Origin of the sequence: Klebsiella sp. GB_Kp047 (assembly GCF_040065235.1) — a bacterium.
GTDB classification, from domain to species: Bacteria; Pseudomonadota; Gammaproteobacteria; order Enterobacterales; family Enterobacteriaceae; genus Klebsiella; species Klebsiella quasipneumoniae.
The window spans coordinates 77,502-101,981 of the sequence record NZ_JBEAJG010000040.1; the positions used below are offsets into that span (position 1 = coordinate 77,502).

The following is a 24,480-nucleotide window of genomic DNA, read 5'->3' on the forward strand; positions in this document are numbered from 1 at the left end:
TTTTGGAAGCACGCTAATGGCTACGATTCATGTAGACGGCAAAGAATACGAGGTCAACGGAGCGGACAACCTGCTGGAGGCTTGTCTCTCTCTTGGGCTTGATATTCCCTACTTTTGCTGGCATCCGGCGCTAGGGAGCGTCGGTGCTTGCCGCCAGTGTGCGGTGAAGCAATATCAGAACGCGGAAGACACGCGTGGTCGCCTGGTGATGTCCTGTATGACTCCGGCATCCGACGGCACCTTTATTTCTATCGACGACGGCGAAGCGAAGCAGTTCCGCGAAAGCGTGGTGGAGTGGCTGATGACCAACCACCCGCACGACTGCCCGGTCTGCGAAGAGGGCGGCAACTGCCACCTGCAGGATATGACGGTGATGACCGGCCATAGCTTCCGCCGCTATCGTTTTACCAAGCGTACCCACCGCAACCAGGATCTGGGGCCGTTTATTTCTCACGAAATGAACCGCTGCATCGCCTGCTACCGCTGCGTGCGCTACTACAAAGATTATGCCGACGGCACCGATCTGGGCGTCTATGGCGCCCACGACAACGTCTACTTCGGCCGCCCGGAAGATGGCACCCTGGAAAGCGAATTCTCCGGCAACCTGGTGGAAGTCTGCCCGACCGGCGTCTTCACTGATAAAACGCACTCTGAGCGTTATAACCGTAAGTGGGACATGCAGTTTGCGCCGAGCATCTGCCAGCAGTGTTCCATTGGCTGCAACATCAGCCCGGGCGAACGCTATGGCGAGCTGCGTCGTATCGAAAACCGCTATAACGGGACCGTTAACCGCTACTTCCTCTGCGACCGCGGTCGTTTCGGCTATGGCTACGTGAACCTGAAAGACCGTCCGCGTCAGCCGGTTCAGCGCCGCGGCGACGATCTGATTACCCTCAACGCCGAGCAGGCGATGCAGGGCGCGGCGGATATTCTGCGCCAGTCGAAGAAAGTGATCGGCATCGGCTCCCCGCGCGCCAGCATTGAAAGCAACTTCGCGCTGCGCGAGCTGGTGGGCGCCGACAATTTCTATACCGGCATCGCCAAAGGCGAACAAGCGCGCCTGCAGATGATGCTGAAAGTGCTGCGCGAAGGTGGGATCCACACCCCGAGCCTGCGCGATATCGAATCCTACGACGCGGTACTGGTGCTGGGCGAAGACATTACCCAGACCGGCGCGCGCGTCGCGCTGGCGGTGCGTCAGGCGGTGAAAGGGAAAGCACGCGAAATGGCGGCGGCACAGAAAGTGGCCGACTGGCAGATTGCGGCGATCCTCAACATCGGCCAGCGCGCCAAGCACCCGCTATTCGTCACCAACATCGATGACACCCGCCTGGATGACATCGCCGCGTGGACCTACCGCGCGCCGGTAGAAGATCAGGCGCGTCTCGGCTTCGCCATCGCCCATGCGCTGGACGACAGCGCGCCGGCGGTTGACGGCCTGAGCCGCGAACTGCAGGGTAAAGTCGATGTCATCGTCCAGGCGCTGGCCGGGGCGAAAAAACCACTGATTATTTCCGGGACCAACGCCGGCAGCATGGAGATCATCCAGGCCGCTGCTAACGTGGCGAAAGCCCTGAAAGGCCGTGGCGCCGACGTCGGCGTGACCATGGTTGCCCGCGCGGTGAACAGCGTCGGTCTGGGTATGATCGGCGGCGGCTCGCTCGAGGAGGCGCTCGACGAACTGGAAAGCGGCGCCGCAGACGCAGTTATCGTGCTGGAAAACGACCTTCACCGTCATGCTTCCGCCGCCCGCGTCGACGCAGCGCTCTCCAAAGCGCCGCTGGTGATGGTGGTTGACCATCAGCGCACGGCGATTATGGACAAAGCGCACCTGGTGCTCTCCGCGGCAAGCTTTGCGGAAAGCGACGGCACCGTGGTGAACAACGAAGGCCGCGCCCAGCGTTTCTTCCAGGTCTACGACCCGGCCTACTACGACGCGAAAACCGTGATGCTGGAAAGCTGGCGCTGGCTGCATTCTCTGCACAGCACCGTTAACAACCGTCAGGTTGACTGGACGCAGCTGGACCACGTTATCGATGCCGCGATTGCCGCACTGCCGCAGCTGGCGGGCATAAAAGATGCCGCGCCGGATGCGACCTTCCGCATTCGTGGGCAGAAACTGGCGCGTGAACCGCACCGCTACAGCGGCCGCACGGCGATGCGCGCTAACATCAGCGTCCACGAGCCGCGTCAGCCGCAGGATAAAGACACGATGTTCGCCTTCTCCATGGAAGGGAACAACCAGCCGTCTGCCCCGCGTTCGCAGATCCCGTTCGCCTGGGCGCCGGGCTGGAACTCCCCGCAGGCATGGAACAAGTTCCAGGATGAAGTGGGCGGGAAACTGCGCCATGGCGATCCGGGCGTCCGCCTGTTTGAAGCTTCCGCCAGCGGGCTGGAATACTTCACGGCGGTGCCGGCCAGCTTCCAGGCGGAAGAGGGGAAATGGCGTATCGCACCTTATTATCACCTGTTTGGCAGCGATGAGCTGTCACAGCGCGCGCCGGTGTTCCAGAGCCGGATGCCTGAGCCGTACATCAAGCTGAACCCGGCGGATGCCGCGAAGCTTGGCGTCAACGCCGGGGCGATGCTCTCCTTTAGCGTGGAAGGCCAGACCCTGCGTCTGCCGCTGGTTATCTCTGAAGGTCTGACCGCAGGACAGGTTGGCTTACCGATGGGCATGCCGGGCATTGCGCCGGTACTGACCGGATCGCGTATTGATTCACTGCAGGAGGCGAAAGCATGAGCTGGTTAACGCCGGATCTTATCGACATTCTGTTAAGCATCCTGAAGGCCGTGGTCATTCTGCTGGTGGTGGTCACCTGCGGCGCGTTCATGAGCTTCGGCGAGCGTCGTCTGCTCGGTCTGTTCCAGAACCGCTACGGGCCAAACCGGGTGGGCTGGGGCGGTTCGCTGCAGCTGGTCGCCGACATGATCAAGATGTTCTTTAAAGAGGACTGGATCCCGCGCTTTTCCGATCGCGTGATCTTTACTCTGGCGCCGGTTATCGCCTTTACCTCGCTGCTGCTGGCCTTCGCTATCGTACCGGTCAGCCCGACGTGGGTGGTGGCTGACCTGAATATCGGGATCCTGTTCTTCCTGATGATGGCAGGCCTAGCGGTTTACGCGGTGCTGTTCGCCGGTTGGTCGAGCAACAACAAATACTCCCTGCTGGGGGCGATGCGTGCTTCCGCGCAGACCCTAAGCTACGAAGTGTTCCTCGGCCTCTCCCTGATGGGCGTGGTGGCGCAGGCGGGGTCATTCAATATGACCGATATCGTCAACAACCAGGCGCATCTGTGGAACGTTATCCCGCAGTTCTTCGGCTTCGTGACGTTCGCCATCGCCGGCGTGGCGGTGTGTCACCGTCACCCGTTCGACCAGCCGGAAGCGGAGCAGGAGCTGGCCGATGGTTACCACATTGAATACTCCGGCATGAAGTTCGGTCTGTTCTTCGTGGGTGAATACATCGGTATCGTCACCGTTTCAGCGCTGATCGTCACGCTGTTCTTCGGCGGCTGGAATGGCCCGTGGTTACCTCCTTTCATCTGGTTCGCGCTGAAAACCGCGTTCTTCATGATGATGTTCATTTTGATCCGCGCATCATTACCGCGTCCGCGCTATGACCAGGTAATGTCCTTTGGCTGGAAGGTATGCCTGCCGTTAACGCTGGTCAACTTGTTGGTAACGGCGGCTGTCATTCTCTGGCAGGCGCAATAAGGGGTGAATTGAACATGACCTTAAAAGAATTATTGGTGGGGTTCGGCACCCAGGTCCGGAGTATCTGGATGATTGGCCTGCATGCCTTCGCCAAACGTGAAACCCGGATGTACCCGGAAGAGCCGGTCTATTTGCCGCCGCGTTATCGCGGCCGCATCGTGCTGACGCGCGATCCGGACGGTGCAGAGCGCTGCGTCGCCTGTAACCTGTGTGCGGTAGCCTGCCCGGTGGGCTGTATTTCGCTGCAGAAAGCAGAGACGGTAGACGGCCGCTGGTACCCTGAGTTCTTCCGCATCAACTTCTCACGCTGCATCTTCTGCGGTCTGTGCGAAGAAGCGTGCCCGACCACGGCGATCCAGTTGACCCCTGACTTCGAGCTGGGTGAATACAAACGTCAGGATCTGGTGTACGAAAAAGAGGATCTGCTGATTTCCGGTCCGGGCAAATACCCGGAATATAACTTCTACCGGATGGCGGGTATGGCAATCGACGGCAAAGATAAGGGCGAAGCGGAAAACGAAGCTAAGCCGATCGACGTCAAGAGCCTGTTACCGTAAGGAGAGGGCAATGGAATTCGCTTTTTATATCTGTGGCCTGATCGCCATCCTCGCAACCTTGCGGGTCGTCACCCACACCAATCCGGTGCATGCGCTGCTGTACCTGATCATTTCGCTGTTAGCGATTGCCGGGGTGTTTTTCTCGCTGGGCGCGTACTTCGCCGGGGCGCTGGAGATTATCGTCTACGCTGGGGCCATTATGGTGCTGTTCGTCTTCGTGGTGATGATGCTCAACCTGGGCGGCAGCGAAATCGAACAGGAACGCAAATGGCTGCAGCCGGGGATCTGGATTGGCCCGGCCATCCTCTCCGCAGTGCTGCTGGTGGTTATCGTTTACGCCATTCTGGGGATTAACGACCAGGGTATCGACGGCGCGGCAATCAACGCTAAAGAAGTGGGTATTGCGCTGTTTGGGCCGTACGTCCTGGCGGTGGAGCTGGCCTCCATGCTGCTGCTGGCGGGCCTGGTGGTCGCCTTCCACATCGGTCGCGAAGAGCGCGCCGGCGAGGTGCTGAGCAACCGCGTGAACGACAGCGACAAAAGAAAAACGGAGGAACACGCATGATCCCCTTAACACATGGACTGATCCTCGCGGCCATCCTGTTTGTGCTTGGTCTGACGGGGCTGGTGATCCGCCGCAATCTGCTGTTTATGTTGATCAGCCTGGAAATCATGATTAACGCCGCCGCGCTGGCCTTTGTGGTGGCGGGCAGCTACTGGGGCCAGGCAGATGGTCAGATTATGTATATCCTCGCCATCAGCCTTGCGGCTGCGGAAGCGAGTATCGGTCTGGCGCTGCTGCTGCAGCTCCATCGTCGCCGCCAGAACCTGAACATCGATTCAGTAAGTGAGTTGCGTGGATGAACATGCTTGCCTTAACCATTCTTTTGCCATTGATTGGCTTTGTGCTGCTGGCCTTCTCCCGCGGGCGCTGGTCGGAAAACCTTTCCGCCACCGTTGGCATGGGCTCGGTAGGCCTGGCGGCGTTGGTCACCGCCTATGTCGGCGTCGACTTTTTCGCTAACGGCAAACAGGCGGTCAGCGTGCCGCTGTGGACCTGGATGTCGGTAGGGGATTTCAACATCGGCTTCAACCTGGTGCTGGACGGCCTGTCGCTGACCATGCTCTCCGTGGTGACCGGCGTCGGCTTCCTGATCCACATGTTCGCCTCCTGGTATATGCGCGGTGAAGAGGGCTACTCCCGCTTCTTCGCCTACACCAACCTGTTTATCGCCAGCATGGTGGTTCTGGTACTGGCCGACAACCTGCTGCTGATGTACTTGGGTTGGGAAGGGGTGGGTCTTTGCTCTTACCTGCTGATCGGCTTCTACTACACCGATCCGAAGAACGGCGCCGCAGCGATGAAAGCGTTTGTGGTGACCCGCGTCGGCGACGTGTTCCTCGCCTTCGCGCTGTTCATCCTCTACAACGAACTGGGTACCCTCAACTTCCGCGAAATGGTTGAGCTGGCGCCGCAGCACTTTGCTAACGGCAGCACCACGCTGCAGTGGGCGACGCTGATGCTGCTCGGCGGCGCGGTCGGTAAATCCGCCCAGCTGCCGCTGCAAACGTGGCTTGCCGATGCGATGGCGGGTCCGACGCCGGTTTCCGCGCTGATCCACGCCGCGACCATGGTCACCGCGGGCGTCTACCTGATCGCCCGTACCCACGGTCTGTTCCTGATGACGCCGGAAGTGCTGCATCTGGTCGGGATCGTCGGGGCGGTTACACTGGTGCTGGCGGGCTTCGCCGCGCTGGTGCAGACCGACATTAAACGCGTTCTCGCTTACTCCACCATGAGCCAGATTGGCTACATGTTCCTCGCGCTGGGCGTGCAGGCATGGGACGCGGCGATTTTCCATCTAATGACTCACGCGTTCTTTAAAGCGCTGCTGTTCCTGTCGTCTGGTTCGGTGATTCTCGCCTGCCATCACGAACAGAACATCTTCAAGATGGGCGGCCTGCGCAAATCTATTCCGCTGGTGTACGTCTGCTTCCTGGTGGGGGGCGCGGCGCTGTCCGCTCTGCCGCTCATTACCGCAGGCTTCTTCAGTAAGGATGAGATCCTGGCGGGGGCGATGGCCAACGGTCATATCAACCTGATGGTGGCGGGCCTGGTCGGCGCCTTTATGACCTCGCTGTACACCTTCCGCATGATTTTCATTGTGTTCCACGGTAAAGAGCAAATTCACGCGCACGCAGGGAAGGGGATCACCCATCATCTGCCGCTGATTGTGCTGCTGGTGCTGTCCACCTTCGTTGGCGCGCTGATCGTGCCGCCGCTGGAAGGCGTCTTACCGCAGACCACTGAACTGGCGCACGGCAGCGTGATGACGCTGGAGATTGCCTCCGGGATCATCGCTATTGCCGGCATCCTGATCGCCGCATGGCTGTGGCTGGGCAAACGCACCCTGGTGACCTCTATCGCCAACAGCGCGCCTGGCCGCTTCTTCGGTACCTGGTGGTTCCATGCCTGGGGCTTCGACTGGTTATACGACAAAGTATTCGTTAAGCCATTCCTCGGCATTGCCTGGCTGCTGAAGAGCGATCCGCTGAACTCGTTGATGAATATCCCGGCGCTCCTCTCCCGCTTCGCAGGTAAAGGCCTGCTGGTGAGCGAGAACGGCTATCTGCGCTGGTATGTGGCGTCAATGAGCATTGGCGCGGTGGTGGTGCTGGCGCTGCTGATGGTATTGCGTTGAGTTTGAGAACGATTGTGTTGCCCGGCGGCCCGGTGCTTGCCGGGCCTACGGGAGCGTAGGTCGGGTTAGCATTAGCTCCACCCGACAAAACAAGCCTCAAACCGAAGTGAATTTTCTGTGAGAATTCGTTGAAAATCAGGTCGTAAAGGACAGGCGTTATCGGCGAAGTCAAAGTGGACGCCGCCTGCGCGGAGCAATCGGAGCGTACTAAAGTACGTGAGGATTGTGAGCACAGCCGGAGTTCGTTATGACGAGTAAGATAGCCTGAACCGGACTTAAATAAGGAATAAAAATCACCATGTTATTGCCTTGGTTGATATTAATCCCCTTTATCGGCGGCTTCCTGTGCTGGCAGACCGAACGCTTTGGCGTGAAAGTGCCGCGCTGGATCGCGCTGATTACCATGGGACTGACGCTGGTGCTTGGCCTGCAGCTGTGGATGCAGGGCGGCTATTCTCTGACGCAATCCGCGGGTATTCCGCAGTGGCAGTCTGAGTTCGTGCTGCCGTGGATCCCACGCTTCGGCATTAGCATTCATCTGGCGATCGACGGCCTGTCGCTGCTGATGGTAGTGCTGACCGGCCTGCTCGGCGTGCTGGCGGTGCTCTGTTCCTGGCGCGAAATCGAAAAATACCAGGGCTTCTTCCACCTCAACCTGATGTGGATCCTGGGCGGCGTCATCGGCGTGTTCCTCGCCATCGACATGTTCCTGTTCTTCTTCTTCTGGGAAATGATGTTGGTGCCGATGTACTTCCTGATTGCGCTGTGGGGCCACAAAGCCTCTGATGGTAAAACGCGTATCACGGCGGCCACCAAGTTCTTCATCTATACCCAGGCGAGCGGCCTGGTGATGCTGATTGCCATTCTGGCGCTGGCATTCGTCCACTTCAACGCCACCGGCGTGTGGACTTTCAACTATGAAGAGCTACTGAAAACCCCGATGTCCCACGGCGTGGAATATCTGCTGATGCTCGGCTTCTTCATCGCCTTCGCGGTGAAAATGCCGGTGGTGCCGCTGCACGGCTGGCTGCCGGACGCCCACTCCCAGGCGCCGACCGCCGGTTCCGTCGACCTTGCGGGGATCCTGCTGAAAACTGCGGCCTACGGTCTGCTGCGCTTTGCGCTGCCGCTGTTCCCGAACGCCTCCGCCGAGTTTGCGCCTATCGCCATGTGGCTGGGCGTGATCGGGATCTTCTACGGCGCGTGGATGGCCTTTGCCCAGACTGATATCAAACGTCTCATCGCCTACACCTCCGTGTCCCACATGGGCTTCGTGCTGATTGCTATCTACACCGGCAGCCAGCTGGCGTATCAGGGGGCGGTGATCCAGATGATTGCTCACGGTCTCTCCGCGGCGGGTCTGTTTATTCTCTGCGGCCAGCTGTACGAACGTCTACATACCCGTGACATGCGTCAGATGGGCGGTCTGTGGAGCAAAATCAAATGGCTGCCGGCGATGTCGATGTTCTTCGCCGTCGCCACCCTGGGGATGCCGGGCACCGGTAACTTCGTCGGCGAATTTATGATCCTGTTCGGCAGCTATAAAGTGGTGCCGGTGATCACCGTGATCTCGACCTTTGGTCTGGTATTCGCGTCCGTTTACTCGCTGTCGATGCTGCATCGCGCTTACTTCGGTAAAGCGAAAAGCGAAATCGCGGCGAAAGCGCTGCCGGGGATGTCCCTGCGTGAACTGTCTATCATCCTGCTGCTGGTGGTGCTGCTGGTGCTGTTGGGCTTCTTCCCACAGCCGATCCTCGACACCTCGCATGCTGCGATGAGCAACATTCAGCAGTGGTTTGTTAATTCTGTTTCTACTACAAGGCCGTAATTCGCCATGACAATAACTCCACAACAACTGATCGCACTGCTACCGCTGCTGATCGTCGGCTTGACGGTGGTGGTTGTGATGCTCTCCATTGCGTGGCGACGCAATCATTTTCTCAATGCCACGCTGTCGGTTCTCGGGCTTAATGCCGCGCTGGTCTCGCTCTGGTTCGTCGGCCAGAATGGGGCAATGGACGTCACGCCGCTGATCCGCGTTGACGGCTACGCGATGCTCTACACTGGGCTGGTGCTGCTGGCGAGTCTCGCCACCTGTACTTTCGCCTATCCGTGGCTTGAGGGTTACAAGGACAACAAAGAAGAGTTCTACCTGCTGGTGCTGATCGCCGCCCTGGGCGGCATTCTGCTGGCCGGTGCGAATCATCTGGCGGCGCTGTTCCTCGGCATTGAGTTAATCTCGCTGCCGCTGTTCGGCCTGGTCGGCTACGCCTTCCGCCAGAAGCGTTCGCTGGAAGCGAGCATCAAATACACCATCCTCTCCGCGGCAGCCTCCTCTTTCCTGCTGTTCGGTATGGCGCTGGTGTATGCGAACTCCGGCAACCTGTCCTTCCTTGCGCTGGGCAAGAGCCTGGCGGACAACACGCTGCACGAGCCGCTGCTGCTGGCGGGTCTCGGCCTGATGATCGTCGGTCTTGGCTTTAAGCTGTCGCTGGTGCCGTTCCACCTGTGGACGCCGGACGTTTACCAGGGGGCGCCTGCGCCGGTCTCCACCTTCCTGGCGACCGCCAGCAAGATCGCCATCTTCGGCGTGGTGATGCGTCTGTTCCTGTACATGCCGGTGGGCAACAGCGAAGCGGTGCGCGTGGTGCTGGGGCTGATCGCCTTCGCCTCTATCATCTTCGGTAACCTGATGGCGCTGAGCCAGACCAATATCAAACGTCTGCTCGGTTACTCTTCTATCTCCCACCTCGGCTATCTGCTGGTGGCGCTGATCGCCCTGCAAAGCGGCGAAATGTCGATGGAAGCCGTTGGCGTCTACCTGGCCGGCTACCTGTTCAGCAGCCTCGGCGCGTTCGGCGTGGTCAGCCTGATGTCCAGCCCATACCGTGGCCCGGACGCGGACTCGCTGTTCTCCTACCGCGGTCTGTTCTGGCACCGTCCGATCCTGTCGGCGGTGATGACGGTGATGATGCTCTCCCTGGCCGGTATCCCAATGACTCTTGGCTTTATCGGTAAGTTCTACGTGCTGGCCGTCGGTGTTCACGCCCATCTGTGGTGGCTGGTTGCTGCGGTAGTTGTCGGCTCGGCGATCGGTCTCTACTACTACCTGCGCGTGGCGGTGAGCCTGTACCTGAGCGCGCCGGAGCAGCTGAACCGTGATGCGCCGTCGAACTGGCAGTACAGCGCTGGCGGTATCGTGGTGCTGATCTCTGCCCTGCTGGTGCTGGTGCTCGGTATCTGGCCGCAGCCGCTGATTAGCATCGTGCAGCTGGCGACGCCGCTGATGTAAGTGGATTGACTCAATAAAAAAACCGCCGGAATGGCGGTTTTTTTATGCCCGGAATGTTACGCCACCGTGTAAACCATAAAGTCTTCCGCCAGCAGGGTGTCCGGGAAAATCTCCCGGCATTCCGCCAGCATCCGCAGGCAGCCCTTGGCATCGTAGCGTGAGCTAAAGTGGGTGGCGATAAGCGTGCCGACGCCTGCCTCTTTAGCCAGCGTCGCGGTCTGCTGACTGGAGGAGTGGCCGCGACTATTGGCTTTCTCCGCCATCGCCTGCTCCAGGGTGGTCTCGTGGACCATCACATCCGCCCCGCGCGCCATCTCCAGCGCCTGCGGGCAGGGGGCGGTATCGCCAAAGATGGCCAGCGTTTTACCCGGCGTGGCGGGCCCCAGGTAGCGGCTGCCGTCGATCACCCGGCCATCCGCCAGCGTCACCTGTTCACCGCGCTTAAGGCGGTGAAACAGCGGCCCGGGAGGCACGCCGTCGGCAATCAGCTGGGCGGCGTCGAGGGCGCCGGGCTTGTCGTGTTGCTCAATGCGATACCCGTAGCACTCCACCGGATGGCTAAGCGGGAACGCGGTGACCCGATAGCCCTCTTCGTCGAACACCAGACCGGGGCCGACTTCGATGATGGTCAGAGGATAGTCGGTCCACGAGCCGCTGAGGCGCAGCGCGGTGTCAATGAATTCTTTTATTCCTGTTGGTCCGTAGACCGTCAGCGGCAGCGAATTCCCCTGCATCGAGCGGCTGCACAGCAGCCCGGGCAGGCCGAACAGATGGTCGCCGTGCAAATGGGTAATAAAGATCTTATTCAGTTTGCCAGGATGATGGGGCGTATGCAGAAACTGATGCTGGGTCCCTTCGCCGCAGTCAAACAACCACATTTCGGCGCGGGTTGGCTGTTGCAAATTGAGTATTATCGACGTCATATTACGCGTGCGGGTCGGCACCCCGGCGGATGTCCCCAAAAAAGTTAATTCCATCGTCCAGTGTCCTCAGGGCGAGTCGCAAAACATCAGTATATCAATAAGGAGCAGCAGATGATGACCTGGCAGGATCTCCATCATAGTGAACTCACCGTTCCCCAGCTGTATGCGCTGCTGAAGCTGCGCAGCGAAGTCTTTGTCGTGGAGCAGCAGTGCGCTTATCAGGATGTCGACGGCGATGATTTGGTTGGGGAAAATCGCCATCTTCTCGGCTGGCGCGATGGCGAACTGGTGGCTTATGCGCGGATCCTTAAAAGCGAAGAGATGTACGATCCGGTGGTGATTGGCCGGGTTATCGTCAGCCCCGCCGCGCGCGGCGAAAAGCTTGGCCATCAGCTGATGGCGCAGGCGCTGGCCAGCTGTCAGCGGCACTGGCCGCAAAAGTCGATTTACCTTGGGGCGCAGGCGCACCTGCAAGCTTTTTACGCCCACTTCGGTTTTACGCCGGTGACTGAGGTCTATGATGAGGATGGCATTCCGCACATCGGCATGGCGCGGGAAAGCCGCGCTGTTTGACCCCTCAACACTCATATTCCAACCCTGTTCCGGGCCGGCGAGCAGGTGAGATAAAACCCGCTCCCTCGTCATGGGTACTGCTATTCCGCCGTCGAACCCCTTATAATGTGGGGTTTTACTACCGTGGAGGTTTGCGTGCTGTCTGTTTCCACTGCGCTGGCCCGTTTACGTGACGGCCTGAGTGAGCCCTTTCCTGACTCACCCGGCACGCGAATTATCGATATTGCCTTTCCGCTGAATGATGCCTTCGATCCGCTGCTATGGTGCGGCCAGCAGCCGCAGTGGCCGCAGTTCTACTGGCAACAGCGCAATGGCGACGAGGAGATGGCGGCGCTGGGGGCGGTAAAAAGCTTTCCCTCGCTCGACGCCGCGAACCGCTTTTTACACCAGGCCGGACGGCAGGATCTGCGCATCTGCGGCCTGAATGCGTTTGCCCCGCAGCAAGGCCGGCTGGTGCTGCCGCGTCTGGAATGGCGTCGGTGCGGCGGCAGGGCCGTGATGCGGCTGGTGCTGCACAGCGACCTCTCACTGCGCGACGATGCCATGACGGCGCGTGATTTTCTCGCCAGCCTGACCACCGCCCAGGCGACCCCTGGCGGCGTACCGCCGCTGTTGAGCGAGCGCCACTCCTCCGATTATCCCCTGTGGCAGGCAATGATAGACCTGGCGACGCAGGCCATCGCCGCCGGCGACATGGATAAAGTGGTGCTGGCGCGGGCAACCGACCTGCAGTTTGCCGCCCCGCTGGATGCCGTGAGCATCATGGCCGCCAGCCGCAGCCGCAATCTTAACTGTTTTCATTTCCTGATGGCGTTCAATGCCCGTCAGGCGTTTTTCGGCTCCACGCCGGAGCGGCTGTGGCGCCGGCGCGGCGCGCTGCTGCGCACCGAAGCGCTGGCGGGCACCGTCGCTAATCATCAGGATGACGCGAAGGCGCAGCAGTTGGCCGACTGGTTGATGAAAGACGACAAAAATCAGCGGGAAAACATGCTGGTGGTGGAGGATATCTGCCAGCGCCTGCAGAGTGAGGCCTCGACGCTGGACGTTCTGCCGCCGCAGGTGGTGAGGTTGCGCAAGGTACAGCATCTTCGACGCTGCATCTGGACCGAGCTGGCGGAGCCTGACGACAGCCGCTGTCTGCTGCAGCTGCAGCCTACCGCCGCGGTGGCCGGCCTGCCGCGGCGGGCGGCGCTGGCATTCATTCAGCGCCATGAACCTTTTTCCCGTGAATGGTACGCCGGTTCCGCCGGGTATCTGTCGCTGGCGCAAAGCGAGTTTTGCGTGGCGCTGCGTTCGGCGAAAGTGGACAACGACACCCTGCGACTGTATGCCGGGGCGGGGATCGTCAGCGGCTCCGATGCGCTGCAGGAGTGGCAGGAGATTGACAACAAAGCGGCCGGGCTGCGCTCGCTACTCTGTCCATAAGCGGGAATGACGATGCATATCAAAACGCCGTCACATTGCCTTATCTATACTTAGCATCAATATTTGATACCGGACAATTTCATGTCAGTAAGCGCATTTAACCGACGCTGGGCGGCAGTGATCCTGGAAGCTTTAACGCGCCACGGCGTGCAGCATATCTGCATCGCGCCGGGCTCGCGCTCGACACCCTTAACCCTGGCGGCGGCGGAAAACCGCGCCTTTATCCATCATACCCATTTTGACGAACGCGGCCTCGGCCACCTGGCGCTCGGTCTGGCGAAAGCCAGTCGTCAGCCGGTGGCGGTCATTGTGACCTCCGGGACCGCCACCGCGAATCTCTATCCGGCGCTGATTGAGGCGGGTCTCACCGGGGAAAAGCTGATTCTCCTGACCGCCGACCGTCCGCCGGAGCTGATCGACTGCGGCGCCAATCAGGCGATTCGTCAGCCGGGGATGTTCGCCTCCCATCCGTCGCAGACGATTTCTCTGCCGCGTCCCTCGCAGGATATTTCCGCCCGCTGGCTGGTCTCGACCATCGACCAGGCGCTGGGCGAGCTGCACGCCGGCGGGGTGCATATCAACTGCCCGTTCGCCGAACCGTTGTATGGCGATATGGATGATACCGGCGTGGAGTGGCAGCAGCAGCTCGGCAGCTGGTGGCAGAGCGATAAGCCCTGGTTACGTCAGGCGCTGCAGAGGGAAAGTGAGAAACAGCGCGACTGGTTCTTCTGGCGGCAAAAGCGCGGCGTGGTCGTGGCGGGCAGAATGAGCGCTGCTGAAGGGAAAAAAGTGGCCGAGTGGGCCCAAACCCTCGGCTGGCCGCTGATCGGCGATGTCCTGTCGCAGACCGGGCAGCCGCTGCCGTGCGCTGACCTGTGGCTGGGTAATGGCAAAGCGGTGAGCGAGCTGGCGCAGGCGCAGATCGTGGTTCAGCTCGGCAGCAGCCTGACCGGCAAGCGGGTTCTGCAGTGGCAGGCCACCTGCGAGCCTGATGAATACTGGCTGGTGGATAATCTGGCCGGTCGTCTCGATCCGGCACAGCACCGCGGCCGCCGTCTGCTCGCCAGCGTTGACCGCTGGCTTGAGCTGCACCCGGCGGAGAAACGCCAGCCGTGGGCGACGGCCATTCCTGAACTGGCCCGTCAGGCGTGGGAGGCGGCGGTCGCCAGCAACGACCCCTTTGGCGAAGCGCAGCTGGCGCAGCGAATTCGCCGCTATCTGCCGGAACAGGGGCAACTGTTTGTCGGCAACAGCCTGGTGGTGCGCCTGATCGACGCCCTGGCGCAGCTGCCGGCCGGCTACCCGGTTTACAGCAACCGCGGCGCCAGCGGCATTGATGGCTTGATCGCCACCGCCGCCGGCGTGCAGCGCGCCAGCGCCCGGCCAACCCTGGCCATCGTCGGCGATCTTTCGGCGCTGTACGATCTCAACTCGCTGGCCCTACTGCGACAGGCGTCGGCGCCGCTGGTGCTGATCGTGGTGAACAACAACGGCGGGCAGATTTTCTCCATGCTGCCGACGCCGCAGGATGAGCGGCGCCAGTTCTACTTAATGCCGCAGGATGTTGATTTCAGCCACGCGGCGGCGATGTTCGGCCTGGCCTATCATCGCCCGGCTGACTGGCAGGCGCTGGATGAGGCGCTGGCCGGCGCCTGGCGCAGGGCAGGGGCGACGGTGATTGAGCTGGCGGTCAATGAGACCGACGGCACACAGACCCTCCAGCAGCTGCTGGCGCAGGTAAGCCGCCTGTGACTCTCAGCGCGGCTGTCGAACATGGCCAGCCGGGTTATCCCTGGCTGGTCTTTCTGCACGGTTTTTCCGGCGACCGCAACGAGTGGCGGGAAGTGGGCGACGCGTTTCGCGCCTGGCCGCGGCTGTATCTCGATCTGCCGGGCCACGGCGGCTCCGCGAATATCGCAGTGCAGGACTTTGCCGGGGTCAATATTCTGCTGCAGGCTACGCTTAATAGTTACAACATACTTAACTACTGGCTGATCGGCTACTCGCTGGGGGGCCGGGTGGCGATGAACTTCGCCTGCCAGCCGCGCGCGGGTCTGCGCGGCCTGATCGTCGAAGGCGGCCATCCTGGCCTGCAGGATGCCGAAGCGCGGCGGGCGAGGCGCAGCAACGACAGCGCCTGGGCGGACCGTTTTCGCCATGAGCCGTTGGCGCAGGTCTTTGCCGACTGGTATCAGCAGCCGGTCTTCGCTTCACTGAACGCCGGGCAGCGCGCGGCGCTGGTCGCCTTACGCAGCCGGAACAACGGCGCGACGCTGGCGGCGATGTTGCAGGCAACCTCCCTTGCCGGGCAGGCCGATCTGCGCGCATCCCTGCAGGCGCGCGATTTCCCCTTTCATTACCTGTGCGGCGAGCACGACGCGAAGTTTCACGCCATCGCCCAGGCGCTCGCGGCGGATCTCCATCTTATTCACCATGCCGGACACAACGCGCACCGGGACAACCCGGCGGCGGTGATTGCCTGTCTGGCGCAGATTTTGGCAAGTTAACTGAAGGACATTCTATGATCTCTCTTGATGAAGCAATGCTCTATGCCCCTGTTGAATGGCACGATTGTTCCGAAGGCTATACCGATATTCGCTACCACAAATCGGCCGACGGCATTGCCAAAATCACTATCAACCGCCCGCAGGTGCGCAACGCCTTCCGCCCGCTGACCGTCAAAGAAATGATCCAGGCACTGGCGGATGCCCGTTATGACGACAATATCGGGGTGATTGTCCTGACCGGCGAAGGTGAGAAAGCCTTTTGCGCGGGCGGCGATCAGAAAGTTCGCGGCGATTACGGCGGCTATCAGGATGACTCCGGCGTACATCATCTCAACGTACTCGACTTTCAGCGCCAGATCCGCACCTGCCCGAAACCGGTGGTGGCGATGGTGGCCGGCTACTCTATCGGCGGCGGCCATGTGCTGCACATGATGTGCGATCTGACCATCGCGGCGGAAAACGCCATCTTCGGTCAGACCGGGCCGAAGGTCGGCTCCTTCGACGGCGGCTGGGGCGCCTCCTATATGGCGCGCATCGTCGGGCAGAAAAAAGCGCGGGAAATCTGGTTCCTCTGCCGTCAGTATGACGCCCAGCAGGCGCTGGATATGGGGCTGGTGAACACCGTGGTGCCGCTGGCGGATCTGGAAAAAGAGACGGTGCGCTGGTGTCGGGAAATGCTGCAGAACAGTCCAATGGCGCTGCGCTGCCTGAAAGCGGCGCTGAACGCCGACTGCGACGGCCAGGCCGGTCTGCAGGAGCTGGCCGGCAACGCCACCATGCTGTTCTACATGACGGAAGAGGGGCAGGAAGGCCGCAATGCCTTCAACCAGAAACGTCAGCCGGACTTCAGCAAATTTAAACGGAATCCCTAATGCGCGTATCGCAGGTTTACCGCTGGCAGATACCGATGGACGCGGGCGTGGTGCTGCGCGAACGGCGGTTAAAAACCCGCGATGGGCTGTTCATCCACCTGCGGGAGGGTGAACGGGAGGGCTGGGGGGAAATATCTCCCCTGCCGGGATTCAGCGCAGAGACCCTGGAGGAGGCGCAGGCGGCGCTATTGGCGTGGGCGCAGGCCTGGCGCGACGGCGCGGAGCCGGCGCTTCCTGCGCTGCCTTCTGTCGCGTTTGGCATCAGCTGCGCGCAGGCGGAGCTCAACGGCGAGCTGCCGCTGGCCGCGGATTATCGCGCAGCGCCGCTCTGCTCCGGCGATCCGGATGAGCTGTTCGCCAGACTGGCGGCGATGCCCGGCGAGAAAGTCGCTAAGGTGAAAGTGGGGCTCTGGGAGGCGGTCCGCGACGGCATGGTGGTTAATCTGCTGCTGGAAGCCATCCCCGACCTGCAGCTGCGTCTGGATGCCAACCGGGCCTGGACGCCGCTGAAAGCGCAGCAGTTTGCGAAATATGTCGATCCGGCGTATCGCCAGCGCATTGCGTTTATTGAGGAGCCCTGTAAAACGCCGGAGGACTCACGAGCCTTTAGCCGCGAAACCGGGATCGCTATCGCCTGGGATGAAAGCCTGCGCGAGGCGGATTTTCGCTTCGTCGCCGAGCCGGGCGTGCGCGCGGTGGTGATCAAGCCGACGCTAACCGGCAGTTTACAACAGGTTCAGCAGCAGGTCGCCGCGGCCCATGCGCTGGGGCTGAGCGCGGTGATCAGCTCGTCAATCGAGTCCAGCCTCGGGTTAACCCAGCTGGCGCGGGTTGCCGCCTGGCTGACGCCGCAGACCATCCCCGGACTGGACACCCTGTCGCTGATGGGCGCCCAGCTGGTGCGGCCGTGGCCGGAAAGCACCCTGCCGATGATCAACATGGATACGCTGGAGCCACTGCTGTGACCTTTCACGACTGGCCCTGGCGCCACTGGCGCCAGCGGCGCGGAGAGGCGCAGGCGCTGCGCCTGAATGACCAGCCGCTGACCTGGCGCGACCTGTGCGCCCACGTTGACGCGCTGGCGGCCGGCTTTGCCGCGCAGGGCGTAACGGCAGGTCACGGGGTGGCGCTGCAGGCTTTTAACCAGCCGGCGACGCTGCTGGCCTGGCTGGCGCTGCTGCAGTGCGGTGCGCGGGTGCTGCCGCTGAATCCGCAGCTGCCCGCAGCGTTGCTGCAGGAACTGCTGCCAGCGTTGACCGTCCAGCATCAGCTGGTGCTTAACGGCGATGCGCTGCCGGGGGATTTACCGGCGTTAACCCTGCAGGCGGCAGCGGGAACCCATGCTGTGCCGTGGCGCGGGGATCGTTTCGCTTCAATGACGCTGACTTCGGGGTCGACCGGTCTGCCGAAGGCGGCAGTGCATGATGCCAGCGCCCATCTGGCCAGCGCCGCCGGCGTGCTGGCGCTGATGCCGTTTGCCGCAGAAGATGACTGGCTGCTGTCGCTGCCGCTGTTTCATGTCTCCGGACAGGGGATTATGTGGCGCTGGCTGCTGGCCGGCGCGCGGCTGACGGTGCGCGATAAACAGCCGCTGGCGCAGATGCTGCAGGGCTGCACCCACGCTTCGCTGGTGCCGACTCAGCTGTGGCGCCTGCTGAATGACGGTGCTGCGCTCTCCCTCAAGGCGGTGCTGCTTGGCGGCGCGGCGATCCCGGTCGAGTTGACCGAGCGGGCGCGGGGGCAGGGGGTACGCACCTACTGCGGCTATGGCCTGACCGAATTTGCTTCCACCGTCTGCGCCAAAGAGGCCGACGGCGCGGCGGATGTGGGCGCGCCGTTGCCGGGGCGGGAGATGAAAATCGTTGCCGGCGAGGTCTGGCTGCGGGCGGCGAGTATGGCCGCGGGCTACTGGCGCGACGGTCAATTGTTGCCATTGACCAACGACGAAGGGTGGTTTGCCACCCGCGATCGCGGCGAGATCATCAATGGACGGCTCACTCTCCTCGGGCGCCTGGATAATCTCTTTTTCAGCGGTGGGGAAGGGATCCAGCCTGAGGAGGTGGAACGGATCATCGTGGCGCATCCGCAGATACAACAGGCGTTTGTCGTGCCGCTGGACGATGCGGAATATGGCCAGCGTCCGGTCGCGGTGGTGGAATGCGATGACGGCTGCGAGATGAGCGTGCTGGCGGCATGGAGCGCGGAGCGGCTGGCGCGTTTCCAGCAGCCGGTGCGTTGGCTGCGGCTGCCGGAAACGTTAAAGAACGGTGGGATTAAGATCTCGCGCCGGGCGCTGCGCGAATGGGTCAATTCGCCGGCTTAGCCGATATTGGCTTCGGCGCGACGCTGGCGCTGTTTACGCCGCAGACGCAGCAGCGGCGGCACCACCAGCACGGCGATGGCCAGCACCAGCAGCGTTTTGGTCACTCCACTTTGCCACAGGATCGCCAGGTTGCCGTTGCTGATGGACAGCGCGCGACGCAGGTTCTGCTCCAGCATCTCCCCCAGCACGAAGCCAAGGATCAGCGGCGACATCGGGAAGTGCATTTTGCGCATGATGTAGCCAAGCACGCCAAGCCCCACCATCAGCAACAGGTCAAAAGTGGTGCTGTGTACCGCGTAAACGCCGACGGCGGAGACCGCGGCGATGGCCGGGACCAGAAACCACAGCGGAATGGTCAGCATACGGGTGAACAGGCCGATCAACGGAATGTTCATGATAAGCAGCATCACGTTAGCGATCAGCAGGGCGGCAATCAGCCCCCAGACGATATCCGGCTGTTCGGTGAACATCGCCGGGCCGGGCGTAATGTTATACAGCGTCAGCGCGCCCATCATCACCGCGGTGGTGCCGGACCCCGGCACGCCGAGCGTCAGCATGGGAATAAAGGAACCGCAGGCGGAGGCGTTATTGGCCGCTTCCGGCGCCGCCACGCCGCGAATATCTCCCTTGCCGAAGTTATCGCTGTTACCGCTGAGTTTTTTCTCCGTCATGTAGGTAATGGCGCTGGCGATGGTCGCCCCGGCGCCGGGCAGAATACCGACGAAGAAACCCACCACCGAGGAGCGCAGCGTCGCGCCGACGCACTGTGCGGCCTCTTTGGTGTTAAACAGCATCCGTCCGGTTTTCCGCACCAGGGTTTGTCCGCCGCTGGTGCTCTCCAGCATCAGCAGGATCTCCGAAACCGAGAACAGGCCGATCACTACCACAATAAACTGTACGCCGTCGGAGAGATGGACGCTGTCGAAGGTGAAGCGGTAAACCCCGGTATTAGCGTCTACGCCCACCGTCGCCAGACCCAGGCCGATTAACGCCGCGAGGAACGACTTCAGCGGGTTCTGCGCCATCATGCTGCCAAGACAGGCGATGGCGAAGACCATCAGCGCGAAGTATTCCGCGGGACCGAACGCCAGCGACCACTGGGCGAGCAGCGGCGCGAACAAAATAATGCCGCCGATGGCGATCAGTGAGCCAAAGAAGGAACTGACGGCGGAAATCGACAGCGCAACGCCGCCGCGACCCTGCTGGGCCATCGGATAGCCGTCGAGGGCGGTCATAATGGCGGCGGCATCGCCGGGCACGTTCAGCAGAATCGATGAAATACGCCCGCCGTATTCGCAACCGATATAGACCGTCGCCAGCAGGATCAGCGCCGACTCCGCGGGTAAATGCAGGGCGAAAGCCAGCGGCAGCAGGATCGCCACGCCGTTGATAGGGCCCAGCCCCGGCAGCAGGCCGACGATAGTCCCGACAAAGCAGCCGATCAGGGCGATCAACAGGTTCTCCGGCGTCATGGCGACGGCGAAGCCCTGCGAGAGATAGATCCAGGTATCCATAAACGCCTCCGTTAATTAAACCAGATGCCGAGGGGCAAGGTGACATCGAGCAGGGTGTCGAAGGCGTACCATAACGACACGCCCATCGCGACGCCGGCAATGCCCGCCGCCGGCAGCGTCGCGCCGAACAGCAGACCAATGATCGCCGTCAGCAGCGCGGTGGCCAACGGAAAACCGAGCCATTCAAACCCCCAGGCGTACACCACCAGCACCACGACCATGGTCAGCAGACGCTGCAGCACATGCCGTCCCGGCCACTCGACGGCGTCCGGGCGACGCAACAGCATTAACGCCGAGCACAGCAGCATCAGGCCGATGATCCCGAGCGGGAAGGGGCGCGGGCCGACGGGTTCATAGGAGTATTCGCTATGGATCTGCCAGGCGATAAACAGACCGCCAGTACATAACAACAGCCATACTCCGGCAAAAATACGATCGCTCATGAGCGCCTCCGCGGTTTATTTTGCCAGGCCAAAGGCTTTCGCCTGTTCGCGGTAGTCGCTGACCTGCTGCTTAACGTAGGTATCGAGCGCCTTGCCGTTCATATTGAATTCAAACAGGCCGCGCAGTTCACGTTGCTTTTTGAACGCTTCGGTTTGCTGCAGTTTAGTGAATTCATCGACCCACCACTGGTACTCGGCGTCGCTGACTTTCGGGCCCATAAAGAAGCCGCGAATAATCGGCCAGACCAGGTCGTAGCCCTGCTCTTTTGCAGTGGGGACATCGGCGAGCGCCCCCGGCAGCCGTTCACTGGAGAAGACCGCCAGCACGCGGATTTTATTGCCCTGCAGATAGGGCACCATCTCGCTGAGATCGCCGGAGACTGCCTGCACATGGTTACCGAGCAGCGCGGTCACCGGCTCGCCGCCGCCCTCAAAGGCGACGTAGCGCATTTTATGCGGGTCGACGTTGGCTTTTTGCGCCAGCAGCGCCGCTTTCATCCAGTCCTGGCTGCCGATGGAGGCCCCGGCGCCAATCACGATACTGGAGGGATTTTTCTCCATCGCGGTCATAAACGACTTCAGATCTTTCCATGGCGAATCGGCGCGCACGGCGATCATGCCGTAGTCGGTGCCGACGCTCGCCAGCCAGCGCACGTCATCGACGCTGTAACGGCCGAATTTACCCTGCGACAGGTTCAGCAGCGAGCCGCCGGAGAAGGCGACGACGGTCCCCGGCTCTGCCGGGCGCTGGGCGACAATGGCGTTGTAGGCTACCGCGCCCACGCCGCCGGGCATATAGGTGACGCGCATCGGTTTCTCGATAGCGCCGGTTTCCATCAGGCTCACCTGAATCAGCTTACAGGTCAGGTCAAAGCCGCCGCCGGGTTTAGCGGGCGCGATACATTCGGTGCGGGACGGGGCCTCTGCGGCGAAGGCGGATGTGGTGCAAAGGCACAGCGCGATGGCGCTCAGATGGCGGAAAAATGGCGTTTTCATAGGCTTCCTCAGCAGGTACAGGGCAGGTTTTTTTGATTATGTGAACCGACATATGGCGATTCGGTTGCATGATTGTTAAAACAGTTACCTTTCATTTCCCTTTCAATGCGGCAGCAACGTTACAGGATGTGATATGCGTCTCTTATTAGCCGAGGATAATCGTGAGCTGGCTCACTGGCTGGAAAAAGCGCTGGTGCAGGGCGGTTTTGCCGTAGATTGCGTCGCTGACGGGCGTGCGGCCGACCATCTGCTGCAAAGTGAGCAATATGCGCTGGCGGTGCTGGATATCGGTATGCCGGGGTTCGATGGCCTTGAAGTGGTGCAGCGGCTGCGCAAGCGCGGGCAGACCCTGCCGGTGCTGTTGCTGACCGCCCGCAGCGCGGTAGCGGACCGGGTGAAGGGCTTAAATGCCGGCGCGGATGACTATTTACCCAAGCCCTTTGAGCTGGAAGAGCTCGACGCCCGCCTGCGGGCGCTGCTCCGGCGCAGCGAAGGGCAGGTGCATGAGGTGCAGCAGCTTGGTGAGCTGGCGTATTGTGACGAAGGCTATTTTTTACTCCGTGGCCAGATGCTGTCTTTGACGCCGCGTGAGCTGGCGTTATTGAAGGTGCTGATGTTTCGCCGCACCCGCCCGGTTTCGCGCCAGCAGTTATTCGAACAGGTGTTCAGTCTCAGCGACGACGTCAGTCCGGAAAGCATCGAACTCTATATTCACCGCCTGCGCAAGAAACTTCAGGCGAGCAATGTGCGTATAACCACCCTGCGCGGGTTAGGCTATCTGCTTGAGTGCGAGTGCAATGAGATGGGGTAAGCCGCAATCGCTCTATGCCCAACTGTTGCTGTTTCTCGGCCTGCCGCTGGTTCTGCTGTGGGGACTCTCCGCGTTTAATAGCTACGTCAGCGCGCTGCAGGCGGCGACGCAAGCCTACGATCGTACCCTGCTGTCGTCGGCGCGGACGGTGGCCGAGCGGCTGGTGGTGCGCGGAGGGCAACTGGAGGTGAATGTGCCCTGGGTGGTGCTGGACAGCTTCGAGCTCAACATGAACGATCGCCTCTATTACAAGGTGCTTGACCCGCAGGGGAAGGTTATTTCCGGCTATGACGATCTGCCCGCGATGCCGCCATCCACCTCGCGAACTCAGCTCTATCCGGCGCTGGCATGGTTTTATCATACCGAATATCGCGGTCAGGCAATTCGCGTGGCGCGCCTGCTGCAGCCCATCAACGAAGGGGGCATCGTGGGCATGGCGGAGATCTATATTGCCGAAACGCTGCAGTCCCGCCGCTGGCTGGCTGGACAGTTACTCTTTTCATCCTGGGTGTCGCAGGGGTTACTGGTCCTGTTGACGCTGGTGCTGGCAGCCTGGCTGCTGCGCCGCGTGCTGCGGCCCATGCGCCAGCTCTCCGCGCTGATGGTGCGCCGTGAACCCGGCCTGCTGACGCCGCTGCCGGAGCTGCTGCCCTGGTCAGAAACGCGGCTGCTGATTGTCGCGTTCAACCGCTATATCGACCGCCTGCGGGTGATGATCTCCCGTCAGGAGCGCTTCAGCGCCGATGCGTCCCATCAGCTGAAAACGCCGCTGGCGGTGCTGAAAACGCAGGCTTCGGTTGCGCTGGCCAGCGACGATACGCAACTGTGGCGCGAAAGCCTGCAGGCGATGCGCGCCACGCTGGACGATACGGTCTTGTTAACGGAGCGGTTGCTGCAGCTGGCGACGGTAAAACAGCGGGATCAGGCGTTTGCGGTGATTAACTTGCCGGAAATTGTGTGCAACAGCTGCTTTTCGCGTATTGCGCAAGCGCGGAGCAAACATATCGATCTTGGCTATGAGGGCGAGCAGTCGGCGGTACAGGTGGCAGGCGATAGCGTTCTGCTGGGGGAACTGTGCGCTAACCTGCTCGACAATGCCATTCGCTATACCCCGGAATATGGTTCGGTCACGCTTAGCCTGCATCGCGACGGCGACGCCGTGCTGCTCAGCGTGGAAGACAGCGGCCCGGGAATTGACGACCAGCAGGTACACCAGGCGCTGATGCCGTTTCGCCGCCTCGATAACGCGGGCGCGATACCCGGCGCCGGTCTGGGGCTGGCGCTGGTAAACGATATCGCGCGTCTGCATCGTAGCCACCTGCAGCTTTCGCGCAGCGAAAGCCTGGGCGGACTGAAGGCGACGCTGCGCCTGCCGACCGTGGCGTTAGAGTAGCCCCTTCATGCTCAGGGTCAGGCGGGTAGCGGCGTTGAGATCGTAGTTTTTAAGCTCATCCGCTTTCACCCAGGCGTAATCGTCAAACTCCTCGTTGATCGTCACGTCACGATTGGCGCTGACGCAGTCGAAGATCAGATAGATCATATAGATCGCTTCCTGGCACCCGTCGGGGTAAGTTTTAACGCGGGTATCATCGCGGAAGCTCCACGGCGCAATATGGGTAAGGATGAGTTTTTCGCCGAGCTCTTCGCGGATTTCCCGGCGCAGCGCCTCTTCGATACGTTCCCCTGGCTTCACGCCGCCGCCGGCCAGCGCCCACTGTCCGGGAAAAACCCCGCGGTCGGCAGCCATCTTGCACAACAGGTAATGGCCATCATTTTGGATTAGCGGGCAAACAATCGTCCTTTGACGCATGATTTTTCTCCTTCG

At 61.3% G+C, this 24,480-nt stretch carries 22 protein-coding genes; 17 read left to right on the top strand and 5 right to left on the bottom strand.

The window, feature by feature from the left end; translation table 11 throughout:
• Positions 1–16: 16 nt before the first annotated feature.
• The 8 genes from nuoG (at position 17) to nuoN (ending at position 10,268) form a co-directional block, all read left to right on the top strand.
• The gene (gene nuoG / locus ABLV76_RS19460; protein WP_004201744.1) at positions 17–2,743 is read left to right on the top strand and encodes an NADH-quinone oxidoreductase subunit NuoG; all 2,727 of its coding nucleotides are present in this window, start codon (positions 17–19) and stop codon (positions 2,741–2,743) included.
• Positions 2,740–3,717, top strand: coding sequence for an NADH-quinone oxidoreductase subunit NuoH (gene nuoH, locus ABLV76_RS19465; protein WP_002913156.1), 978 nt, complete (start codon positions 2,740–2,742; stop codon positions 3,715–3,717). The genes nuoG and nuoH overlap by 4 nt, the downstream gene beginning before the upstream one ends.
• Before the next feature lie 14 nt (positions 3,718–3,731).
• On the top strand, positions 3,732–4,274 hold the full coding sequence (gene nuoI, locus ABLV76_RS19470; RefSeq protein ID WP_002913152.1) for an NADH-quinone oxidoreductase subunit NuoI: 543 nt from the start codon (positions 3,732–3,734) through the stop codon (positions 4,272–4,274).
• Between the two features lie 10 nt (positions 4,275–4,284).
• Entirely contained in the window at positions 4,285–4,839 is a 555-nt protein-coding gene (gene nuoJ / locus ABLV76_RS19475) for an NADH-quinone oxidoreductase subunit J (protein ID WP_004201743.1), read from the top strand.
• On the top strand, positions 4,836–5,138 hold the full coding sequence (gene nuoK / locus ABLV76_RS19480) for an NADH-quinone oxidoreductase subunit NuoK (protein ID WP_002913148.1): 303 nt from the start codon (positions 4,836–4,838) through the stop codon (positions 5,136–5,138). The genes nuoJ and nuoK overlap by 4 nt, the downstream gene beginning before the upstream one ends.
• Entirely contained in the window at positions 5,135–6,976 is a 1,842-nt protein-coding gene (gene nuoL / locus ABLV76_RS19485) for an NADH-quinone oxidoreductase subunit L (RefSeq protein ID WP_004201740.1), read from the top strand. Before nuoK ends, nuoL begins: the two co-directional genes overlap by 4 nt.
• Positions 6,977–7,274: 298 nt before the next feature.
• Positions 7,275–8,804, top strand: a complete 1,530-nt coding sequence (gene nuoM / locus ABLV76_RS19490) for an NADH-quinone oxidoreductase subunit M (RefSeq protein WP_004201738.1) — start codon at positions 7,275–7,277, stop codon at positions 8,802–8,804.
• 6 nt (positions 8,805–8,810) lie between these two features.
• Positions 8,811–10,268: an NADH-quinone oxidoreductase subunit NuoN gene (nuoN, locus tag ABLV76_RS19495; protein ID WP_004201737.1), complete on the top strand. Its 1,458-nt coding sequence runs from the start codon at positions 8,811–8,813 to the stop codon at positions 10,266–10,268.
• Positions 10,269–10,324: 56 nt separating this feature from the next.
• On the opposite strand, the gene rnz is transcribed toward nuoN, so the two are convergent.
• Positions 10,325–11,245 (bottom strand): ribonuclease Z, encoded by a 921-nt coding sequence (gene rnz, locus ABLV76_RS19500; protein WP_064150944.1) that lies wholly within the window; start codon positions 11,243–11,245, stop codon positions 10,325–10,327.
• A 57-nt stretch (positions 11,246–11,302) separates the two neighbouring features.
• Here rnz and ABLV76_RS19505 point away from each other — a divergent pair, with 57 nt between their 5' ends.
• The 7 genes from ABLV76_RS19505 (at position 11,303) to menE (ending at position 18,891) form a co-directional block, all read left to right on the top strand.
• Positions 11,303–11,764, top strand: a complete 462-nt coding sequence (locus tag ABLV76_RS19505; RefSeq protein WP_004201734.1) for a GNAT family N-acetyltransferase — start codon at positions 11,303–11,305, stop codon at positions 11,762–11,764.
• A gap of 135 nt (positions 11,765–11,899) precedes the next feature.
• On the top strand, positions 11,900–13,189 hold the full coding sequence (gene menF, locus ABLV76_RS19510) for an isochorismate synthase MenF (RefSeq protein ID WP_049004650.1): 1,290 nt from the start codon (positions 11,900–11,902) through the stop codon (positions 13,187–13,189).
• Between the two features lie 81 nt (positions 13,190–13,270).
• Positions 13,271–14,941 (top strand): 2-succinyl-5-enolpyruvyl-6-hydroxy-3-cyclohexene-1-carboxylic-acid synthase, encoded by a 1,671-nt coding sequence (gene menD, locus ABLV76_RS19515; protein WP_348878428.1) that lies wholly within the window; start codon positions 13,271–13,273, stop codon positions 14,939–14,941.
• Positions 14,938–15,696 (top strand): 2-succinyl-6-hydroxy-2,4-cyclohexadiene-1-carboxylate synthase, encoded by a 759-nt coding sequence (gene menH, locus ABLV76_RS19520; RefSeq protein WP_017899281.1) that lies wholly within the window; start codon positions 14,938–14,940, stop codon positions 15,694–15,696. The genes menD and menH overlap by 4 nt, the downstream gene beginning before the upstream one ends.
• Positions 15,697–15,710: 14 nt before the next feature.
• On the top strand, positions 15,711–16,568 hold the full coding sequence (menB, locus tag ABLV76_RS19525) for a 1,4-dihydroxy-2-naphthoyl-CoA synthase (RefSeq protein ID WP_004201730.1): 858 nt from the start codon (positions 15,711–15,713) through the stop codon (positions 16,566–16,568).
• Positions 16,568–17,533, top strand: a complete 966-nt coding sequence (gene menC / locus ABLV76_RS19530; RefSeq protein WP_348878429.1) for an o-succinylbenzoate synthase — start codon at positions 16,568–16,570, stop codon at positions 17,531–17,533. The genes menB and menC overlap by 1 nt, the downstream gene beginning before the upstream one ends.
• Positions 17,530–18,891 (top strand): o-succinylbenzoate--CoA ligase, encoded by a 1,362-nt coding sequence (gene menE / locus ABLV76_RS19535; RefSeq protein ID WP_043520253.1) that lies wholly within the window; start codon positions 17,530–17,532, stop codon positions 18,889–18,891. Before menC ends, menE begins: the two co-directional genes overlap by 4 nt.
• On the opposite strand, the gene ABLV76_RS19540 is transcribed toward menE, so the two are convergent.
• The 3 genes from ABLV76_RS19540 to ABLV76_RS19550 are packed head-to-tail and all read right to left on the bottom strand — an operon-like array spanning position 18,888 to position 21,844.
• Entirely contained in the window at positions 18,888–20,405 is a 1,518-nt protein-coding gene (locus tag ABLV76_RS19540) for a tripartite tricarboxylate transporter permease (RefSeq protein WP_004201726.1), read from the bottom strand. The two genes, menE and ABLV76_RS19540, sit on opposite strands and share 4 nt — an antisense overlap.
• An 11-nt stretch (positions 20,406–20,416) precedes the next feature.
• On the bottom strand, positions 20,417–20,848 hold the full coding sequence (locus tag ABLV76_RS19545; RefSeq protein WP_004201725.1) for a tripartite tricarboxylate transporter TctB family protein: 432 nt from the start codon (positions 20,846–20,848) through the stop codon (positions 20,417–20,419).
• Between the two features lie 15 nt (positions 20,849–20,863).
• The gene (locus ABLV76_RS19550; RefSeq protein WP_053810117.1) at positions 20,864–21,844 is read right to left on the bottom strand and encodes a tripartite tricarboxylate transporter substrate binding protein; all 981 of its coding nucleotides are present in this window, start codon (positions 21,842–21,844) and stop codon (positions 20,864–20,866) included.
• A 133-nt stretch (positions 21,845–21,977) separates the two neighbouring features.
• Between ABLV76_RS19550 and tctD the strand changes: the two genes are divergently transcribed.
• Together tctD and ABLV76_RS19560 are read left to right on the top strand one after the other, a co-directional pair.
• Positions 21,978–22,655, top strand: coding sequence for a transcriptional regulator TctD (gene tctD, locus ABLV76_RS19555; RefSeq protein ID WP_053810118.1), 678 nt, complete (start codon positions 21,978–21,980; stop codon positions 22,653–22,655).
• A complete protein-coding gene (locus ABLV76_RS19560; protein WP_348878430.1) occupies positions 22,642–24,048 on the top strand; it encodes a sensor histidine kinase in 1,407 nt (468 codons plus the stop codon). Before tctD ends, ABLV76_RS19560 begins: the two co-directional genes overlap by 14 nt.
• Here the strand turns inward: ABLV76_RS19560 and nudI are convergent.
• Positions 24,040–24,465 (bottom strand): nucleoside triphosphatase NudI, encoded by a 426-nt coding sequence (nudI, locus tag ABLV76_RS19565; RefSeq protein WP_053810120.1) that lies wholly within the window; start codon positions 24,463–24,465, stop codon positions 24,040–24,042. The genes ABLV76_RS19560 and nudI overlap by 9 nt on opposite strands.
• Between the last annotated feature and the right edge of the window lie 15 nt (positions 24,466–24,480).

Bases quoted from the DNA above. Each gene is read 5' to 3' on its own strand.
- nuoG (WP_004201744.1), top strand. From the start codon at position 17: ATGGCTACGATTCATGTAGACGGCAAAGAATACGAGGTCAACGGAGCG.
- nuoH (WP_002913156.1), top strand. From the start codon at position 2,740: ATGAGCTGGTTAACGCCGGATCTTATCGACATTCTGTTAAGCATCCTG.
- nuoI (WP_002913152.1), top strand. From the start codon at position 3,732: ATGACCTTAAAAGAATTATTGGTGGGGTTCGGCACCCAGGTCCGGAGT.
- nuoJ (WP_004201743.1), top strand. From the start codon at position 4,285: ATGGAATTCGCTTTTTATATCTGTGGCCTGATCGCCATCCTCGCAACC.
- nuoK (WP_002913148.1), top strand. From the start codon at position 4,836: ATGATCCCCTTAACACATGGACTGATCCTCGCGGCCATCCTGTTTGTG.
- nuoL (WP_004201740.1), top strand. From the start codon at position 5,135: ATGAACATGCTTGCCTTAACCATTCTTTTGCCATTGATTGGCTTTGTG.
- nuoM (WP_004201738.1), top strand. From the start codon at position 7,275: ATGTTATTGCCTTGGTTGATATTAATCCCCTTTATCGGCGGCTTCCTG.
- nuoN (WP_004201737.1), top strand. From the start codon at position 8,811: ATGACAATAACTCCACAACAACTGATCGCACTGCTACCGCTGCTGATC.
- rnz (WP_064150944.1), bottom strand. From the start codon at position 11,245: ATGGAATTAACTTTTTTGGGGACATCCGCCGGGGTGCCGACCCGCACG.
- ABLV76_RS19505 (WP_004201734.1), top strand. From the start codon at position 11,303: ATGATGACCTGGCAGGATCTCCATCATAGTGAACTCACCGTTCCCCAG.
- menD (WP_348878428.1), top strand. From the start codon at position 13,271: ATGTCAGTAAGCGCATTTAACCGACGCTGGGCGGCAGTGATCCTGGAA.
- menB (WP_004201730.1), top strand. From the start codon at position 15,711: ATGATCTCTCTTGATGAAGCAATGCTCTATGCCCCTGTTGAATGGCAC.
- menC (WP_348878429.1), top strand. From the start codon at position 16,568: ATGCGCGTATCGCAGGTTTACCGCTGGCAGATACCGATGGACGCGGGC.
- ABLV76_RS19540 (WP_004201726.1), bottom strand. From the start codon at position 20,405: ATGGATACCTGGATCTATCTCTCGCAGGGCTTCGCCGTCGCCATGACG.
- ABLV76_RS19545 (WP_004201725.1), bottom strand. From the start codon at position 20,848: ATGAGCGATCGTATTTTTGCCGGAGTATGGCTGTTGTTATGTACTGGC.
- ABLV76_RS19550 (WP_053810117.1), bottom strand. From the start codon at position 21,844: ATGAAAACGCCATTTTTCCGCCATCTGAGCGCCATCGCGCTGTGCCTT.
- tctD (WP_053810118.1), top strand. From the start codon at position 21,978: ATGCGTCTCTTATTAGCCGAGGATAATCGTGAGCTGGCTCACTGGCTG.
- ABLV76_RS19560 (WP_348878430.1), top strand. From the start codon at position 22,642: ATGAGATGGGGTAAGCCGCAATCGCTCTATGCCCAACTGTTGCTGTTT.
- nudI (WP_053810120.1), bottom strand. From the start codon at position 24,465: ATGCGTCAAAGGACGATTGTTTGCCCGCTAATCCAAAATGATGGCCAT.